Genomic DNA, 17,873 nt, shown 5'->3' on the forward strand with positions numbered 1-17,873 from the left:
TGAAAGCCCTACGCGGCGGCAGACACCTTGTCGGCATTCAAGGCGTCGGCGAGGATGGCAACAGCCTCGTCGAGCTCTCCATCGGAGAGGGTGACGGGGGCCAGGAAGCGAACGATGTTGCGATTAACCCCACACTTGATCACAAGCAGACCCCGCTCGCGAGCACGCTCCATGACCTGTTGCGCACGATCTGCATCGGGCCTCTTCGTCACGCTGTCCGACACGAACTCGATTGCGCGCATGAACCCGACGCCACGCACGACGCCAATATCGGCGTGCTCTGCCTTGAGCGCATCAAGGGCGTTCGACAATTTCGTGCCCAAAGTTGCGGCGCGCTCGATAAGTCCGTCTTCTTCGAATGCATCGAGAACTGCCAGTGCTGCGGCGCATGCGACTGCATTGCCACCATATGTGCCACCGAGTCCACCGGGAGCGGGTGCATCCATGATCTCGGCCTTGCCGACGACACCCGAGATCGGAAAGCCACCGGCCAGGCTCTTCGCGACCGTGACTAGGTCGGGCTGAATTTCCGCGTGCTCGAAGCCAAAGAGCTTTCCGGTGCGACCGAATCCGGTTTGAATTTCGTCAGCGATGAGGACGATGCCGTGGCGCTGCGTTATCTCTCTGAGAGCGCGCAGGAACTCAGGCGGAGCCTGCAGGAAGCCGCCGTCGCCCTGCACGGGTTCAATGATGATGGCGGCGACGCGATCGGGCGCGACCTCAGTGGCGAACACTTCCTCGAGCGAGGCAATAGCGCCTTCTGTCGTGATGCCGCGATAGCTATCAGGATAGGCCGAATGGAAGACCTCGCCAGCAAAGGGGCCGAAATTCTGCTTGTACGGCTGAGCGAAGCCGGTGAGCGTTACTCCAAGCAGCGTGCGCCCATGGAAGCCGCCGCGAAAGGAAATCACGCCTGGGCGGTTGGTGTAGGCGCGCGCAATTTTTATCGCGTTTTCCACGGCTTCCGCGCCGGTCGTCAGGAATACGCTCTTGTATGCCGCACCCTTGCCGATCAGCTTGTTGAGTCGCTCCGCCAGAACGATGTAAGGCTCATACGCTGCCACCTGGAAGGCTGTGTGAGTGACGCGCTGGAGTTGCTCCTGGACCGCCGCAACCACCCGGGGATGGTTGTGGCCAACGTTGAGGACGCCAATGCCTCCAACAAAGTCGAGATAGCGGCGACCCGCGGTGTCCCAGATGTGAGCACCTTCCGCGCGATCCACGATGATGGGGTGTGCCGTCAGCAGGCCTCTGGGGATATTTGTCGCGCGGGCCGCCAGAAGTTCATCTTGGCTGCGCTGGTTCGAGGACATGGGTTTTCCTTCCATCATGGAGTGACTGTATCGGGACAAGACGCGACATTTGACGTCGGACCCGGCCGGGTCAGATCGGCTGGCGGATCAGCCGAAAGCTTCGAACGTCCCGACCACTGGCTTGTCTCCACTCGCGTCGAGGACGCACGCGCGGCCGGGAGACACGTTTTCTGTCGTAATGCCCAATGCTGTGATGTCAGATGGAATTTCGGCATTCCGCGCAAAGCTGGCCGCCAGCCGCGCCGCTGCCGCTCCGCCCATCACGCCATTACCGCCCTGCCCCGCCAGCCAGATGAAGCTAGGCTCTTCGGCGTCGCGCCCGATAACGGGCTCATGGTCAGGAGCGAATGTGCGCAGCCCGCCCCATTTGTGCTTTACGGTGCGAACCTCCATCGTCGTATAGGTATGGATCCGATCGATAGCGATTGCCACTTCGAGCTCATCTGCTTGCGCATCGCAGGGTTCGGACACTGCCATATCGACTGGCGATACCATGATACGCCCGGCTTCCGGCTTGAAATAGAACGTCTCGGCGACATCGAATGTCATCGGCCAACTCTGTATGGAACTGCCCGAGGGAGGGTCGAACACGACCGCGGTCCTGCGGAACGGAACGACATTTCGATAGGGCAGCCCCGCAAGCGACGCGATCTCCTGGACCCAACCTCCAGCAGCATTGATGACCACAGGCGCTTCAAATGACCCGCTTGGTGTGGATATCCTCCAAACGTTGCCCGAACGCTCCAAGGCTTCGACCTTGCCGTTTGTGACCACCCGTCCGCCTCGCGCTCGAAGCATTTTCAGATAGCCCGTCAGGAGGGCGTTTGTGTCGATGTCCATACAGTCCGGCTCATAAAGCGCAGAGACAAATTCGCTTGTCCTGATGACGGGGCAGAACCGCAAAGCTTCTTCCGAAGAGGTCAGCTCGATTGACGCGCCTCTGCTCAGCAGCTCCTCCGCCTGCGCGGCGAGCTGCGCTTGCTCGCCATCGCGGGCAAGGAAGAGGGCCCCGCGGGGTGTGACGAGCGGGACGTCCGTAAAACCGTCCGGAGGCGTCTCGAGAAAAGCTCGGGATGCGGTGACAAGCCGGCTCCAAAGGGCCGGGCCATAGTTTTCCGACATCACAGCCGCAGATCGGCCGGTCGAATGGTAACCCGGCGACGACTCCATTTCGAGAACGATGACTTTGCCATGCAAGCTCAGCTCGTAGGCGACTGAGGCGCCGGCGATGCCAGCACCGACGACAATGAAGTCTGCTGTTTCTACACTCATCTTTGTTCCTCAGGCCGTTGTTTTGCGTTCGGACGGGTGCCCGCGACAGACTTTAAAATACCGGTTCGCCAACCTCGATGTTGTGCGTGGGAGTCAGCACCTTGACTTCGCCAGCGGCATCGCGAGCTCCAAGAATTAGAATTTCGGAACTAAATCCGGCGATGTTGCGCGGCGGCATGTTGACCACGCAGGCGACCAGCTGACCCACCAGCTCATCCGCTTTATAGCTGGTGATCTGAGCACTTGACCACTTGCGACCAAACGGCCCGAAGTCGACCTCTACCTTATAAGCGGGATGTCGCGCACGCTCGAACGGCAACACTGCCACAACGCGCCCGATGCGTATTTCAACTTTTGCAAAATCGTCATAGACGATTTGGGCCTTTTCCATGTCTCACCTCTTTGGGCCACTGTGCGCTTGTGGCGCAGCGAAGTTGGATGGATCGTCGGGGCAATTGTGAGCGTTGCTGTCGATGTTGGATATCGCTTCAGCAGATTGTGCCGCAGCAGATGGCGGATGATGCGGCAAACCTTGGAGAACGCCGTGACCATTGCCCAGCAACTGAAAGATCCCTCGCTTTTTACCGAGCTGTGCTACATTGATGGAAAGTGGGTGGGAGCGAACAGTGCCGCCACCACTCCGGTGGATAACCCAGCCACAGGCAGGATTATCGGCAATGTACCGAAATGTAGCACTGAGGAAACACAAGACGCTATTGCGGCCGCGGATCTGGCTTTCAAATCGTGGCGCCGGAAGACCGCAGGTGAACGCGCGGCGCTATTGGAGCGGTGGTTCGATCTCATCATTGAAAACAGTGATGACCTTGCGCGGATCATGACTTTGGAACAGGGCAAACCGCTTGCGGAGGCACGCGGCGAGATCGTCTACGGTGCATCGTTCGTGAAATGGTTCGCGGAAGAAGCCCGACGCGTATACGGCGAGACGATCCCGGCAGCGTCAGCTGACGGCCGCATCATCGTGCAGAAACATCCCATAGGGGTTGTCGCTGCAATCACGCCCTGGAACTTTCCGAATGCGATGATCACTCGCAAGGCGGCCCCAGCTCTGGCAGCCGGTTGCACAATTGTGATCAAGCCAGCGGAACTCACGCCCTTCTCTGCCTTGGCTCTTGGTGTCCTTGCCGAAAGGGCTGGCATACCCAATGGCGTTATCAACGTCGTGACCGGCCAAGCCGCCGAAATAGGCCGCGCATTGACGAGCAGCCCCGTTGTAAGGAAGCTGACCTTCACCGGATCGACCCGCGTTGGCAAGATTTTGATGGAGCAGTGCGCAGCGACGGTGAAGCGGGTCGGGCTCGAACTGGGTGGCAATGCACCTTTCTTGGTATTTGACGATGCCGACCTCGACGCGGCGGTCGCCGGTGTGATGGGGAGCAAATTCCGCAACGGCGGTCAAACTTGCGTGTGCGCAAACCGCATCCTTGTGCAGGATGGCGTCTATGACGCATTCGCCGAGAGGCTTGCCGCGGCAACCTCCAAGCTCATAGTCGGTGACGGCCTTCTGGAGGGCACCGCCATTGGTCCTATGATCAATCAGGCGGCGATAGCCAAGATCCAGGAACATGTCGATGATGCCACGTCCAAAGGTGCAGCCGTAGTCGTCGGCGGCAAGCTGCGATCAGGTCTATTCTATGAGCCGACGGTTTTGCGGGATGCCACGGTTGAGATGAAGATCGCCAAGGAGGAGACGTTCGGCCCGGTGGCCCCGCTGTTCAGGTTCTCGACCGAAGAGCAAGCCATTGAAATGTCGAACGACACTCCGTTTGGTCTAGCATCCTATCTCTATACACGAGACATCTCACGCGCTTTCCGCGTGGCCGAAGCTCTTGAGTTCGGGATGGTCGGAATCAATGCGGGATCCGTATCGACCACAGCTGCGCCCTTCGGCGGCATCAAGGAATCCGGCCTCGGTCGCGAGGGATCGCATCACGGGCTGGAGGAGTTTCTGGAACTCAAAACGCTCCACCTTCGTGGGATCTAGGTGGTATGGAACAGCGCATCTCGCCGCCTGATGAGAACACGCCAAAGCTTTCGCCCAAGCGCGAACGCATCGCGGCTCTGCTTTACGTGCTTTTTTGCATATTGGGCATTGCGATAGTCGTTTGGTTCAAGAAGTAGCTTTGCGTCCACCAGAGGTCAACGTTCCGACAAACATCGGCGCGTCGTTCGTTCCTCACGGCGGATCAAGTCTCAAGGCGTTCAGGTGGACCGCTGTCTCCGACGCCGAAACGGCATAATGTTGCAGAAATGAGTTGCGATGCGCAAGCCCAGCACAAACTACATCAATATCGACGGGCATTCGCTGAAGGGAAAAATCGCAACACTTGCTTTCGATTTGGAGGTGACAGGAGAAGCTACGCGCGCAACCGCCCATTCAAATCCGGATGTCTTTTTCCTTTTCAGCAACACTCCCCGTGGCTTCCGTCTGAAGGTAGGCGCATTGTGGAAGCGTCGCAGTCTAGGCGGTGGAATAGCGTACTACTTGATCCTGCATCTTGGGTTCGGGCGCTGGTCCGCATATCTTACGCGATGGCATGGGAAGGGCGACAACACGCTCTGGGCTGTCGTTCCCTTCGATAGTGTAGTGAGAACGCAGCACATCGGTTCTGAGGCGCAATGGCCCGAAGAGTGCTGAATAACCCTTAAACGGTCCAATCAGCGAAACTCGGCCAAGCCGCCATCGAGCCTTGCAAGAGGACGTCATGCTTCGGAGCGCCTTCTATTCGGCGCGCACGATCGGGGCAATCTCCAGCTGATCTGCCACGGCCTGCCAGCGATCGGCGAAATAGCCATAAGCGGTCTTGATCTGCACACCGACGGGAAGCTCCGGGCATTCATTCTCGCCGTTGCTGCCCCAATTGACCCACCCGGACTGCCGTCGCTGGACGATCTGGAAGGCCCCGGACGGCTCCGATGTCCACCAGATCATGGCGCGACCCGTCGCCTCGTCAAATTCCACGGTCTTGTCGGCTGGACCAGGAAATATCGTTTCGTGCTCGACCGCGGAAACATCGACAGGCTGATCTGTCAGGACCCAACGACGATCCGTCAGGTCAGCCTTGACGTGCGCGGCGGCACGAACGCGCGCCAGCCGATCACGCAGCTCATTTTCCCCGAGCACGCCCTCCCATTTGCAGAACAGCCGCCAATAGAGATCCCAATGCGCGGATTCGATGTCGCTGAGATGCGAACGGAATTCCTCGAACTTCCGGCTTTGGCTGGGCGAGTTGGTCACCGTGTCCGCCACCATCGCGACGAGCTCGCCGGCATAGGGGTCCCCTGCCCGATAGCGCGTTCCGCCATAGGCGGCGAAGCGGTCGAACACGAGTTTGCCGTTGCCACCCTCGAACTCATCGCCAACGGTGATCTTGTTGGCGACGGAGCGGCCGTTGATGACGGTCTGGAACGGATCGACCCAATAGCGGCGCTGGAAAAAAGGCGTCCCGTAGGTGAAGACCCAGTCGATTGAGAAACGCTTGCCCTTGAGTTCATCCAGCAGGCCATCCGGGATCGTGCCGTGCATGCGATAATGGTGCAGAACCGGACCACACTCCAGCGTCTCGATGTTAACGGTCGTGTGTTCGGGAGGGTTGATGAGGCCATTCTCCGGGGTGAAGAAAGGCCCGTAAAAGCCGCCCATTGCATTGTTGCCGGATGGCAGCAGTTCGAAATCGTCAAGCAATGACCGGAAGTGACGAACCCCCCATTTAGAGGAGCCCAGGCCTCGAGCTGTGCCGGAGCAGAGCTCAAGGTCGAACGCGCCAGTGTCAAGGCGCACAAAGCAATCCGCTTCCCTGCCTTCGAGAACCTTAAGGCCGGAAATGTCAACCGAAGCAGGATCGCATGGTTCATTCATAGTCAGTCGCAGACGGCCAACGAAGCTTATGGTCGCCACGAATCGCGTTTCTCCTGGCTTGGCCTGCGTCAGGCGCTGGCACAACACCCGGTTGCCGGCATCGTCGCGAGCCCACCACAGGGCATGCGGTAGATCCGCCGTGACGGAAAAGACGATCGGCTCATGGTCGCGCCGGCCGGCGAGAGGATCTGTGATGGTGACGGCAAGGGTCATGCAGGTTCTTCCAGTGCAAGGGTGGCGGGCTCGGATGAAGCGGCGCCGCTAGGAGGTGGTGGTTACCGGCCGGAGCCACGGGGCGGCACTTTTTTGCTGAAGCGGAAAAGCCCCGACCGCTGCTTCAGACTATCGATCGCGACGGCCACGATGATGACGACCCCCTTGATCAGAAGCTGGGTGAAGAATGGCACATTGAGCAGGATCAAACCCGTGCCCAGCACGCCCAAGATCACAGATCCTATGAGCGTGCCGACAATTCGGCCACGGCCGCCGGCAAGACTGGTGCCGCCGAGCACCACCGCCGCGATTGCGTCCAGTTCGTAGCCGGTGCCGGCGGTAGGCTGGGCCGAGATGACGCGGGCGGCGAAGATGACGCCTGCGAGGCCGGCACAACCGCCTGCCAGGACATAGACGGATGTGATGACTCGCTTGACCCGCACGCCGGCGAGCTTGGCGGCTTCGGCATTGCCGCCCACGGCATAGACGTGGCGGCCATAGCGTGTCCGTTCCAGGATAAACCACACGATCAGATAGACGATCGCCATCACGAGGGCCGGCATGGGCACACCCCAGAGGTATCCGTTGCCGATGGCTTTGAAGTTGAGGGAACTCGAAACGATCGGCTGGCCTTCGGTGATGGTGTAGGCAAGGCCACGCAAGAAGGTCATCGTCCCCAGGGTGACGATGAATGGCGCGAGCGAGAGGTAGGCGGTCAGCGCTCCGTTGATCAGGCCGCAGGCCGCGCCGGCGGCAACGCCAATGCAAATCGCAGCCGGTGCTGGCACCCCAGCGATGGCAGCGATGACCGAGACCACACCGGAAACCGCAACAATCGATCCGACGGAAAGGTCGATGCCGCCGGTCAGGATGACGAGCGTCATGCCAGCCGCCAGGATGGCGTTCACCGATATGGCACGTGCAATGTTGAGCAGATTGTCGACGCGGTTGAAGTTCGGCGCGATGGCCGACATTAGGATCACCAGCGTCATCAGCACCATGAGGATGCCGACGCGATCCCACCATTTGGCGAAATCGAAGGGGGCGCGATCCGGAGCGGTTGGTGTCGCCTGAGTGGTCTCGTCGCGAGCGGCATTCACGGTCGCACTCCTGTGTTTCCGCCACGGATCGCGGTGCCCGTCGCATGAAGCATCACTTCTTCTTCCGATGTTTTCTCCGAAACCAATTCGGACACGATCCTGCCCTCGCGCATGACCATCAGGCGATCGCTTATGCCGATCGCCTCCGGCAGGTCAGACGATATGATCAGGATGGCCTTCCCGGCGCGGGCGAGTTGGTCGATCTCCTCGTAGATCTCGCGCTTTGCACCGATGTCGACACCGCGCGTCGGCTCGTCGAGGATCAGCACCTTGGAATCGCGAAGCAGCCATCGCGCGAGTGCCGCCTTTTGCTGATTTCCTCCAGACAGGGCCTTCACAGGCAGCGAGACTGCGTTGAGCCGGAGTTTGAGCCTCTTCATCTGCTCCATAACCGCATCGCGCCGTTTCGTCCGATTGACCACGCCTCCGGCGACGAAGCGGTCGAGTGAACTGATCGCAATGTTGTCCTCCACCGAATGCTCGAGGAACAGGCCTTGCTCTTTGCGGTTCTCGGGCACCATGCCGATGCCGTCGGCAATCGCCTCGAATGGGTCCGACGGGCGACTGGGACGCCCTTCGATTCTGACTGAACCAGCGGTGCGTGGGTCAGCTCCAAAAATCAGGCGTCCGACTTCGGTCCTGCCCGAGCCGATCAGCCCCGCCATGCACACAACTTCTCCGGCCCGAACCGAGAGGTCGACCGGGCCGACGTTCTCGCTGGCCAGGTCCGCGACCTCGAGAACGGTGGCACCAGGGTTGCGTTTGTCGTGATGGTAGAGGTCGGCAACTGGACGGCCGACCATCATGCGCACCACGTCCGGCGGGCTGATCTCGGCAAGTGTGCCGGTTCCAACATAGCCGCCGTCACGCAAAACGGTGACGCGATCCGCCAATTGCCAGACCTCTTCCATGCGGTGCGAAATGTAGATGAGACCAACGCCCGCCGAGCGCATTTGGGCGATGATCCGATAGAGTTCCTGCGCCTCGGCGCGCGACAGCGCCGCCGTCGGTTCATCGAGCACCAGCACGCGGGCATTTTCGCCCACGGCGCGTGCAATTTCGACCATCTGCTGCATGCCGACGCTCAAGGAACCCAGCGGTCGCTGCGGATCGATGGTTGAATGGATGCGTGCCAGCTTCTCACGCGCCTGCTGCTCCATGCGGCCACGGTCGAGCATGCCCAAACGCGTGCGCGGCTCACATCCAAGTGCGAGATTCTCCGCGACGGTCATGTCAGACACCGTGTTGAGTTCCTGGTGGATGATGGCAATGCCGTGGGCTGTGGCTTCGATCGGGGAGCGGATTTCGACTTCGATGCCGTCGATCAGGATACGTCCCGCATCGCGTTGGATGTTGCCGGCAAGAATCTTCATCAGGGTGGATTTGCCGGCACCGTTTTCGCCCATCAGCGCATGCACTTCGCCCGCTCGCAGATCGAAACGAACCTTGTTCAACGCCAGTGTGGCACCGAAGCGCCTCGAAACATCTTCGATGGCGAGCAGTGGGGATTGGGTGCTCATCGCAGCCTCATTGGTCTTGAGACGGGGAGCAGCGCCAAGGCCGCTCCCCGCCGGGCTGGTTTTGGGAGATTTTACCAACCCGGATACTGGGTGACGTTGTCGCGAGTGACCAGAACGCTTTCGATAAGGATGGTTTTGTCCTTCGGCGCCTTGCCGGCAATCATGTCCTGCGCGACCTTAACCGCCTGGCGCACCATCTCCGCCGGGTTCTGCGTGGCAGAGCCGATAAACGGCGACCCCTCCCGCTTCAGTTCGGCGACCGCTTCGGGGCTGCCGTCCACGCCAGTGACCTTGATCTGGCTGGTTTTGCCGGCCTGCTCGACTGCAAGCACGGCGCCGAGCGCCGAGGGGTCGTTCATGCCGAAAATACCCGTGACATCCGGGTTGGCCGTCAGCATGTCGGTTGTCACGGCGAGCCCGGAGGCGCGGTCATTCTTCGAGGCCTGCTGCCCGACAATCTTGATGCCCGGGAACTTCGCGGCGACAGTCTTGCAGCCATTGATACGGTCGATGATGGTCTGGATGGGCGTGCCGTCCACCAGGAGCACCTGACCCTTTCCGCCCATTTGCTGGAACAGGTACTCGCATGATTTCTCGCCCGCCTGTACGGCATTGGTCATGATCACCGCGTCGGCACCGTGAGCCGGAGTATCGACTGCGATGACGATGATGCCGGCCTCCTTGGCCCGCTGGATAGCCGGCTCGATGCCGGCTTCGTCTACCGCAGAAATGACGATCAGATTGACGCCCTGCTGCATGAAGGCGTCGATCTGGGTGTTTTGGTTGGCTAGGTCGAGTTGCGCGTCCTGCACGTTGACGGTGGCGCCGATCTGCTTGGCTGCATCTTCCGCGCCTTTCGTCATGGCGGAGAAGAACGGATTGGACATGTCCTGCACCATCAGGCCGATTTTCTCGATCTTGCTGGGAAGCTTGCCTTCGGCCCCTGCCGGTGATGCCCCGCAGGATAAGCCGAGCGTCAGAAGGGATGCGGCGGCAAGTAGCCGGATATTAGTGGTTGCTTTCATGGGTTTTCCTCCTTGTTGGTCGCCGTCGTGATGTGACGGCAAAAACGGTTTCCTCGCTGCCGAGCCGCGACAATCACCGCGGTCAGACTCCGAATTTCGGTTAGCCTAATCGTTTAGGTTTGGCGCGAAACATTCGGTCATCATCTTTCCAATTCTAGTTGTCGTTAGGCTGCTTGCGAGGCCATCGGCCCGCGCGCATGGGCTCCGTCTCTCGAACATCCGCAGGAGCTGCGAATTGTCAGACGGGCAGGCACACGCTGCTGATCCTCGGGAAGATAGATCGGGGTCGCAACCTTGCCCTGCTTCTCGGCTTCGACCTGCTTGTCAATGATCCTGCGCAGGGTCACTGCCGCAAGGCGTCCGATCTGCTCGCTATGCTCGTTCAACACCGTCATCGGCGGATCGGTAAGCTCCGACCAGGCGAATTCGTCATAGGCCACAACGGCCATGTCCTGCGGTATTGCGATGCGCCTTTCGGCAGCAAGTTTCATGGAGCCGAGCAGCAGCGGGTTGTTGCCTGCGATCAGCGCGCGCGGAATCTTGCCGGTCACGTCGAGATGGCGCGCCAGTGTGCTGTAACCCGATTGTGCGTCGTTCTCCGATTCCAGGACCAAGAGGTCGGCCCCGTGGCTCCGCGCTGCCTCTCTTATGCCGCGTTCGCGATCGAAGCGCGTCGACCATTTCGACGGATAAACCAGAAACAGCCAGTCCTTGTACCCATGATCGGCGAGATGTTTGCCCACCATCAGACTGGCGTTGTAATTGTCGGTCGTCACACTTGGCGTATGCGAGGCCTCGGCAGGCGGCGAGGAGTCGACAAAGACCAGCGGAATGTCCCAGCGCTCAAGCAGCCGCGTGTTCTCGGCCGTCAGCGTCAGCGTCGAGATTACCCCGGCGGTCCTCGACTCGATTAAGCGGTGGATCATCCTGTCCTCCAGACGGGCGTCATACAGGCCGTTGACCGCGACGTCGCCGACAACCACCGTCCACTCGGACGGTTCCAGCGCCTGCTGGATGCCTGCCATCAGGTCGAGGTAATAGGAATTGGAGGTACTTGCGGTAATGACGGCAACCGAGTCTCGGCTGGCCCGGCGCAATTCCTGGGCCGCGCGGTTAAGGACATATCCGAGGTCGCTCGCAGCTTTCAGCACCTGCTGTCGGCTTGCCGAGGAGACCCCGTCGGCTCCGCTGAGAGCGCGCGACACCGTGAATACAGACAGGCCTGTTGCGCGACTGATGTCGCGCATCGTTGATCTTGCCAAGGGTCGATCCTCCGGTCGTCAAGTCAGCCCACAGGCGTAACCTAAACGATTAGGTTTAATACTCGACCACTAAGCGCGTTGTCAACGGTTTGTCTTCATCGCACGTTATCGGTTGTGCGCCATCACACCGCGTGGCGGTCATGTATCTGGGAAAGCTCGTTGAGATCGCACCTGAGGCGGAACTCTACGAGAGACCACCGCACGCCGAGGCGCAAGCCTGATGTCGGTGCCGCTGGCCGATCCCGCGCGAGCGCGCCCGCGCGATCGCATCATCCTGAAAGGCGAAGTGCCGAGCCCGCTTAGACCTCCATTTCGCCCTCGCTGTCCTATCGCTCAGGAAGCGTGTGCACAGAACGAGCCTCTCCTGGCCGCGACCTTGTCGGAACGCCATGGCCTGTCATACTCCTCAGATCCTGCGGACCTTTAGCGTTCGAAACTAACTGCTGACGTCAGAGATCAATGAAAACGCTCGCTGTCATGTTAGATGGCCAATTCGATCAGAAACGGAGCTTTTTGCTTGAAGCTTTGCCGCATCAGGTCAGCGCATTGTTTGAGTGTGGTAGCGGGAGCTGCTTCAACGCCCATCCCGTTTGCGAGCTTGACCCAATCGATGTCAGGGTTCGACAGATCCAGCATATCCATGGCAATCTTCCCAGGCACCGCCCCGACGTCCTTGTACTCGCCGATTAGTATATTGTATTTTCTGTTGCTTAGGATGATCGTCGTGCAGGGCAGTCGCTCACGCGCCTGCGTCCAAAGCGATTGTAGAGAATACATAGCCGACCCATCAGCTTGGAGGCTGATGACGCGGCGATCGCCATCCGCTCCTATTGCTGCACCTGTCGCTACAGGAAGCCCATCGCCTATGGCGCCCCCCGCCAGATGAAGCCAATCATGCGGCGGCGCATCGAAAGTGTGTTGGTAGAAGCCCCGCCCGTATGAGACGCTTTCGTCGGATATGATTGCGTGCTCCGGCATCACAGCGGCCAGTGTCTGGGCCAAACCCTCTGGAGATGGTTTGCCAGTGACCAGTTCAGGCCGGCGCCCCGAGACAAAGGCTGCGGTTTTGGGTGCACCTAGCGCAGCGGCAAGTGCCTCCAATGCAGCCACTGGATTCTGCTCGGGCCGAGTGAGAACATGGATCTGGGCATCTGGGGGATACTGGCGGGAAGGCTTCCCCGGATAGGCGAAGAAGCCGACTGGAGCACGGGCGTTGACGAGAATGATGTGGCGGAAACGCGCCAGGGCATTCACCGCCGCATCTGTAGTATAAGGCACACGCTCTAGACGCATGCGCCCCTGGCCGCGCTCCAGCCGCGCGTTCACGAAATCCCCCATGACGCTGGCGCCGGTGGCGCGCGCAATTCGGTCGACGAGTGCCTGCGCCGGCGCGAGAACGGCTCCGCCAGCCAAGAGCAGCAGCACGTCCTTGTTGTCGCGGAGGATGTGAGCTGCACCTTCGACCGCGTACGGATCCATCGGCGAGAAGCCTGCTTTTGGCAAAGGCCCAGCCACTTCACCGCCTTCGTCCCATGATGCGTCGGAGGGTAAGATTAGCGTCGAGATGCTGCCGCCGCCCGCGTGCGCTGCCTGCACAGCCACTGCGGCATCGCGCCCGACATTTGCCGATGACAAGCTGGTGCGAACCCATCCGGAAACCGTGCGGGCGAGTGCTTCGGTATCGGCAGTTAGGGGCGCATCGAAGGGCCGGTGATATGTCGCCTGGTCACCGACGATATTGACAATGCCACTTTTTGCCCGGCGGGCGTTGTGGAGATTGCCGAGCCCGTTGCTCAGGCCAGGCCCGCAATGCAACAGCGTGCAGGCGGGCTTTCCTGCTATCCGGAAATAGCCGTCGGCCATACCGGTGACGACGTTCTCCTGAAGGCCCAGAACGCAGTGCATTCCCGGTATCTGGTCGAGCGCTGCCACGAAATGCATCTCGCTCGTGCCCGGATTGGCAAAGCATGTGTCAACCCCTGATGCGAGCAGCGTCCGAACCAAGCTTTCGGCACCGTTCATCTTTGCGTTGCTCAACTGATGCTCAGGCATCGAAAACTCCCCATATCGTGGCGGACATGCCCACCTTGGGGGGTCATTCCGCAAAATTTGAAACAGCCGCGCTCAGCTTTGCAAAGCGATCGCCTGCGGTGGCGGTTCTGCCGCAGGTCAGGGGGCGAATCGGGGGATAGACGGGTCGACCTACAAGTTTGGTCTGCAACTTAAGTGGCGCAGTTCATTCGCCAGGTACGCAGAATGTGCGCTTGTCAACATTCGCCGCCAAGAATTTCCCCATGTAAATCATAAGCACTTCCCACTATCCCTTTCACGACGATGGTTGGACCCAAGGTTGCATAAAATTGGGGATCAACCAAAGTCGGTGACCACAGTCACGCCCGGCACATCCGTCTTGTCCATCTTCATCAAAGTCGTGATGGCGCCCGCGAGATCGGTGGTGGAACCGATGAGGCGGTCGATAGGAAGCAGTCCCTGACCGATCATGGTGAACATCGGCTCATAGGCGTGAGATTGCATGCCCAGGCTTCCGTAGATCTCCAGTTCCCCCATGATGATGTCCTCCATTGGTATCTCGGGAGAGCTCTGCGACCCGAGGGTCAGACCGACCTGGATGTGACGTCCCCGCTTGCGCAAACTCTTGACCGAATTGAAACAGGTGACTTTGTTTCCAAGCGCGTCCATTGAAACGTGTGCCCCACCGCCGGTGGCCTCGACGACCGCCTTTGGGACGTTCTGGAAATCATTGGCATTGATGCAGATGGTCGCGCCGAGGGACTTCGCAAGGCTGAGCTTTTCGGCCGTGATGTCCACCGCAACGACCTGGGCGCCCATGGCATGGCCGATCATGATGGCCGACAGGCCGACGCCGCCGCATCCGTAGACCGCCAGCCACTGGCCCGGCTTCAGACGCCCCTGCTCGACGACGGCCCGGAACGAAGTGACGAAACGGCAGCCGAGGCTTGCCGCGGCCTTGAATTCGAGCGCATCGGGCAGGCGGACGAGGTTCAAGTCGGCTTGCTCGACGGCGACATACTGCGCAAAGGATCCCCAATGCGAGAATCCGGGTGTAAATGGCACGTCACAGATGTGCTGATGGCCGGTTCGGCACTGATGACAGTGGCCGCAGCCTGATGAAAACGGCATCGTGACGCGATCGCCAACCTGCCACCGCGTGACGTCTTTGCCCTTCGCCACCACAGTGCCGGCGAACTCGTGTCCAGGCACATGCGGCAAAACGATGGACGGATCGTGCCCCACCCATGCGTGCCAGTCGCTACGGCAGACACCGGTAGCCTCGACTTTTATGACCGCGCCGCCCGGGCTTCCATTCGGGTCGGGGACAGTCTTGATCTCTGGCAGTCCCGAAAAAGTCTCATATACAACTGCTTTCACCAACTGCCTCCTGATTTTGCCTGAATAGGCCCGGCTTGAGCGCCGCGCGTCTGACCACTTGAGAGCCAGAGCGGGCTTAATAGTTTCCGCGCGCGGCCTCGGCCAGGATCATATTTTCCCGCGTCAGCTCAGCAACCGTTTGCCTAAGCTGGGTGTTCTCGACTTCCAATTCCTCCAAGCGCAACAACTGGTGGTTCGTTTGGGCGTGATATTCCCGAAGCCACCGCTCGTACGTCGCTTGCGTCACGCCTATCAGCCGAACCGCTTCAGCGACGCTGAGCCCTTGAGACATCGTCACGTCAACCTCACGCAGCTTTGCGGCGATCTCGTCAGCACTGTGTTGCTTGGTCATCGGCCCTCGCTTCAACCTCTATTGGACCCGGACTCATGGAATTTCTTGCAGCCGGTAAGCTCTCTTGGCAGTTTTGCTGAAAAGGTTAGCCTTTTCCGAAGCTGAATAGCTGCTTGCTAGCCGTTTGTATGTATTCCAAAGGACATGATAACTATATGATCTTTTATCTACCGGAAAATTTGACTCGAACATACACCTGTCGGGGCCGAACAATTCAATCGCCGTTTCGATGTAAGGGCGCCACGCCTCGGCGAGCTCGGCTGACGTCGATGGTTTGTCCAGATGTTGGAAATCAAGATCAAGGCCGACTATGTGCAAACCTAGCCCCCCAAGCTTTACATATACGTTCTTGCATAGGGCAAGCTCTTGCATGCTCGCTTTCCAGTCAGCGAAAACCTGATCCCTCTTGCCGGCATAGACCCCGATCCCGAGGGGGGCGCCAAGATGGTCGAGTATCATGGTGGTTCCGGGAAAAGTCCGCGCCAGATCCGCAAATTCGGCGATTTGCGGATGATAGAGCCAGCCGTCAAAGGATAGTCCATACCGCTCCAGACGCGAGAACCCGGCCCGGAAAGCTGGATCCATCAGCAGCCGCCGGGGATAGTCGAGCGGGGTCGATTTGATGGTCCGATCAGCGTCCCAAGGCGAATTATGCCTTACGCCCTTGAACCGCTCTCCGCCGCGTTGCATTTGCATTTCAAGGACGCGGTCGACACGGTCCCCTAAAAACAGGTCGGCAAATCCGACAATTCCTGCGCAGACCCTGACATTCCCATAGGTACCGCTCGCAGCACGGGCGGCTACTCCGTTTGCGAACTCGACCTCGCCAACTGGCGCCAAGTCAGGATCACCTCCCTCGCGATACATTGAGCGGCATTGGACATAGACCGTGCCGACGATATTGTGGCCCCCATCTATATCCGCGAGCATATCCGCCAGCATGTAACGGTGGCCTCTATCCCAAAGGTGATGATGAGCGTCGATGATTGGAAGGTCGGGCTCCATTATCTCTTCACGGTGTTTGGCGAGCCATTCTTCCGATATGGCAAACATGGACTTCTCGATTTCTTTGATGGTCAAAGCAATTCCCTTCCTGATCGGATCCTTGTGGATTACGAATGCTTCCTAGCTTCCACAATGTTTGGTGGGTTGCCGGCGACACGGGATACGGCGCCATCATCGAGCGCAACTATCCGGTCAGCCACGCGCAGTGCATTTGCGGCGATTGTCAGCGACGGGTTGATCCCGCCACTGGTGGGAAAAAAGGAGGCATCGACCACGTAGAGGTTCTCGATCTCATGGGCGCGATTGTCGCGATTTAAGACGCTGGTCTGCGGATCAATGCCGAACCGGCATGTTCCGCAGACATGGCCGAGGACCCGGTTCTCGCTGGCGCGATAGATCTTCTTGAATTTGAGCGGCTTGAGCGCGTTTGCGATATGCAATCTGAACTGCGCCAGGCGCCTCGCTTCGAACGGTCCAATTGAGTATTCGAGTGTGATGTTCTGCTTGTCTTCCGAGAGCCCGATACGGTTGGACTGATACGGCAGATCCTCCATGAACGATACAAGAGCATGTGCGCCCGACAACATGCGTCGAACGCGAAACTCTACGATCGCTCGGATGACAGGATACAGAAGGCCAAGGGGTCGCCAGACCTCCTGCAACGTCTCCTTGAACCCGGCCGCTATGCTTCTGGCCGGAGGCATTCGTCCGTTTGACTGGATCGTCCCGAGTTTCATGCCATCGATCAAGTAGAAATCATTCATGGCAATTTGCTTTTGCGGGCCGCTCGTATATCGCGTCTTGGTATAGACGATGTAATAATCGACGAAATGCCTCATGAGGTTTCTGCCCACTTGGCCAGAGCCATTGGCGAGACCGCCCGCTCCATTCGAGCGCAAGAGAATAGCAGGCGTGTGCACGGCTCCGGCGGCGAGAATGACCTTCCTGCCGGACAGGCGAATTTGCTTTCCACGCCAACGGGCGTTGACGGCCGTTACCCGCCCGTCGGCGGAGTCGAGAGTATCGACCTCGCATTCCGACAACAGCGCGGCTCCATGCTGTTCGAGGGCCGGCTCAAGACAGGCGGTGACGCTATCCCGCTTGCAGCGCTGCGGACATATATAGCCCACACACTCACGGCATCCCGGGAGGTATTCGCATGCCACCGGCACATGGTAGGGATGAAGGCCCTTGCTCCGGAAGTTCTCGGCCAGTTCTTCGACAGAGGCGGTGAAAGCCGGCGGCACTCTGATGCTGCGTGTTTCACCTGGCGGACGCAAAGGGTCCACGGTCGCACGGACGCCGTAGAGACCCTCGGCCTGGGAATAGTATTCATTGAGTTCGTTGAAAGAGATCGGCCAGGACGTCGGCAAATTGGCCCCCTCGGCATCGCGATAGCGGGACGCGGGGTGAAATCGGACGGGAACAGGCGCTCCATGACCATCCCGTAGAGCGCGCTGCTGCCGCCCGTACCAATACCTAGGACGGGCCAGATTTGGCGTGTCTGGGGTCCTGTGACGTCA

At 59.5% G+C, this 17,873-nt stretch carries 15 protein-coding genes; 2 read left to right on the forward strand and 13 right to left on the reverse strand.

The genetic code is table 11. The annotated features are described in order from the left end of the window. Positions 1–8: 8 nt before the first annotated feature. From gabT to NKH98_RS11630, 3 genes are all read right to left on the reverse strand, one after another. Positions 9–1,313, reverse strand: a complete 1,305-nt coding sequence (gabT, locus tag NKH98_RS11620) for a 4-aminobutyrate--2-oxoglutarate transaminase (RefSeq protein ID WP_352898513.1) — start codon at positions 1,311–1,313, stop codon at positions 9–11. An 87-nt stretch (positions 1,314–1,400) separates the two neighbouring features. After that, positions 1,401–2,585, reverse strand: a complete 1,185-nt coding sequence (locus NKH98_RS11625; RefSeq protein ID WP_352898515.1) for an NAD(P)/FAD-dependent oxidoreductase — start codon at positions 2,583–2,585, stop codon at positions 1,401–1,403. A 52-nt stretch (positions 2,586–2,637) separates the two neighbouring features. Beyond that, on the reverse strand, positions 2,638–2,976 hold the full coding sequence (locus NKH98_RS11630; RefSeq protein ID WP_352898517.1) for a tRNA-binding protein: 339 nt from the start codon (positions 2,974–2,976) through the stop codon (positions 2,638–2,640). Between the two features lie 126 nt (positions 2,977–3,102). Here NKH98_RS11630 and NKH98_RS11635 point away from each other — a divergent pair, with 126 nt between their 5' ends. Further along, positions 3,103–4,587, forward strand: coding sequence for an NAD-dependent succinate-semialdehyde dehydrogenase (locus NKH98_RS11635; protein WP_352898519.1), 1,485 nt, complete (start codon positions 3,103–3,105; stop codon positions 4,585–4,587). Between the two features lie 276 nt (positions 4,588–4,863). Further along, positions 4,864–5,241: a hypothetical protein gene (locus tag NKH98_RS11640; RefSeq protein ID WP_352898520.1), complete on the forward strand. Its 378-nt coding sequence runs from the start codon at positions 4,864–4,866 to the stop codon at positions 5,239–5,241. A gap of 84 nt (positions 5,242–5,325) precedes the next feature. On the opposite strand, the gene NKH98_RS11645 is transcribed toward NKH98_RS11640, so the two are convergent. From NKH98_RS11645 to NKH98_RS11690, 10 genes are all read right to left on the reverse strand, one after another. Next, on the reverse strand, positions 5,326–6,675 hold the full coding sequence (locus tag NKH98_RS11645; RefSeq protein ID WP_352898523.1) for a hypothetical protein: 1,350 nt from the start codon (positions 6,673–6,675) through the stop codon (positions 5,326–5,328). A gap of 62 nt (positions 6,676–6,737) precedes the next feature. Then, positions 6,738–7,775, reverse strand: coding sequence for an ABC transporter permease subunit (locus NKH98_RS11650; protein WP_352898525.1), 1,038 nt, complete (start codon positions 7,773–7,775; stop codon positions 6,738–6,740). Next, a complete protein-coding gene (locus NKH98_RS11655) occupies positions 7,772–9,295 on the reverse strand; it encodes a sugar ABC transporter ATP-binding protein (RefSeq protein WP_352898526.1) in 1,524 nt (507 codons plus the stop codon). Before NKH98_RS11655 ends, NKH98_RS11650 begins: the two co-directional genes overlap by 4 nt. 71 nt (positions 9,296–9,366) lie before the next feature. After that, positions 9,367–10,320, reverse strand: a complete 954-nt coding sequence (locus NKH98_RS11660; RefSeq protein ID WP_352898528.1) for an ABC transporter substrate-binding protein — start codon at positions 10,318–10,320, stop codon at positions 9,367–9,369. 164 nt (positions 10,321–10,484) lie between these two features. Next, positions 10,485–11,582 carry a LacI family DNA-binding transcriptional regulator gene (locus NKH98_RS11665; protein WP_352898530.1) on the reverse strand — a complete coding sequence of 366 codons (1,098 nt, stop codon included), beginning with the start codon at positions 11,580–11,582 and terminating at the stop codon, positions 10,485–10,487. A 480-nt stretch (positions 11,583–12,062) separates the two neighbouring features. Next, positions 12,063–13,604: an acetolactate synthase large subunit gene (locus tag NKH98_RS11670; RefSeq protein ID WP_502894237.1), complete on the reverse strand. Its 1,542-nt coding sequence runs from the start codon at positions 13,602–13,604 to the stop codon at positions 12,063–12,065. 345 nt (positions 13,605–13,949) lie between these two features. Continuing rightward, positions 13,950–14,993 carry a zinc-dependent alcohol dehydrogenase family protein gene (locus NKH98_RS11675; protein WP_352898724.1) on the reverse strand — a complete coding sequence of 348 codons (1,044 nt, stop codon included), beginning with the start codon at positions 14,991–14,993 and terminating at the stop codon, positions 13,950–13,952. Positions 14,994–15,069: 76 nt separating this feature from the next. Continuing rightward, positions 15,070–15,345 carry a transposase gene (locus NKH98_RS11680; protein ID WP_352898534.1) on the reverse strand — a complete coding sequence of 92 codons (276 nt, stop codon included), beginning with the start codon at positions 15,343–15,345 and terminating at the stop codon, positions 15,070–15,072. A 33-nt stretch (positions 15,346–15,378) separates the two neighbouring features. Next, positions 15,379–16,425, reverse strand: coding sequence for an amidohydrolase family protein (locus NKH98_RS11685; protein ID WP_352898537.1), 1,047 nt, complete (start codon positions 16,423–16,425; stop codon positions 15,379–15,381). Positions 16,426–16,457: 32 nt separating this feature from the next. After that, entirely contained in the window at positions 16,458–17,723 is a 1,266-nt protein-coding gene (locus tag NKH98_RS11690) for a GMC oxidoreductase (RefSeq protein ID WP_352898539.1), read from the reverse strand. Between the last annotated feature and the right edge of the window lie 150 nt (positions 17,724–17,873).

It is taken from the genome of Mesorhizobium sp. M0833, from assembly GCF_040319905.1.
Classification (GTDB): Bacteria; Pseudomonadota; Alphaproteobacteria; order Rhizobiales; family Rhizobiaceae; genus Mesorhizobium.

Coding starts and splice junctions, on each gene's coding strand:
- gabT (WP_352898513.1), bottom strand. CDS start 1,313: ATGTCCTCGAACCAGCGCAGCCAAGATGAACTTCTGGCGGCCCGCGCG.
- NKH98_RS11625 (WP_352898515.1), bottom strand. CDS start 2,585: ATGAGTGTAGAAACAGCAGACTTCATTGTCGTCGGTGCTGGCATCGCC.
- NKH98_RS11630 (WP_352898517.1), bottom strand. CDS start 2,976: ATGGAAAAGGCCCAAATCGTCTATGACGATTTTGCAAAAGTTGAAATA.
- NKH98_RS11635 (WP_352898519.1), top strand. CDS start 3,103: ATGATGCGGCAAACCTTGGAGAACGCCGTGACCATTGCCCAGCAACTG.
- NKH98_RS11640 (WP_352898520.1), top strand. CDS start 4,864: ATGCGCAAGCCCAGCACAAACTACATCAATATCGACGGGCATTCGCTG.
- NKH98_RS11645 (WP_352898523.1), bottom strand. CDS start 6,675: ATGACCCTTGCCGTCACCATCACAGATCCTCTCGCCGGCCGGCGCGAC.
- NKH98_RS11655 (WP_352898526.1), bottom strand. CDS start 9,295: ATGAGCACCCAATCCCCACTGCTCGCCATCGAAGATGTTTCGAGGCGC.
- NKH98_RS11660 (WP_352898528.1), bottom strand. CDS start 10,320: ATGAAAGCAACCACTAATATCCGGCTACTTGCCGCCGCATCCCTTCTG.
- NKH98_RS11670 (WP_502894237.1), bottom strand. CDS start 13,604: ATGAACGGTGCCGAAAGCTTGGTTCGGACGCTGCTCGCATCAGGGGTT.
- NKH98_RS11680 (WP_352898534.1), bottom strand. CDS start 15,345: ATGACCAAGCAACACAGTGCTGACGAGATCGCCGCAAAGCTGCGTGAG.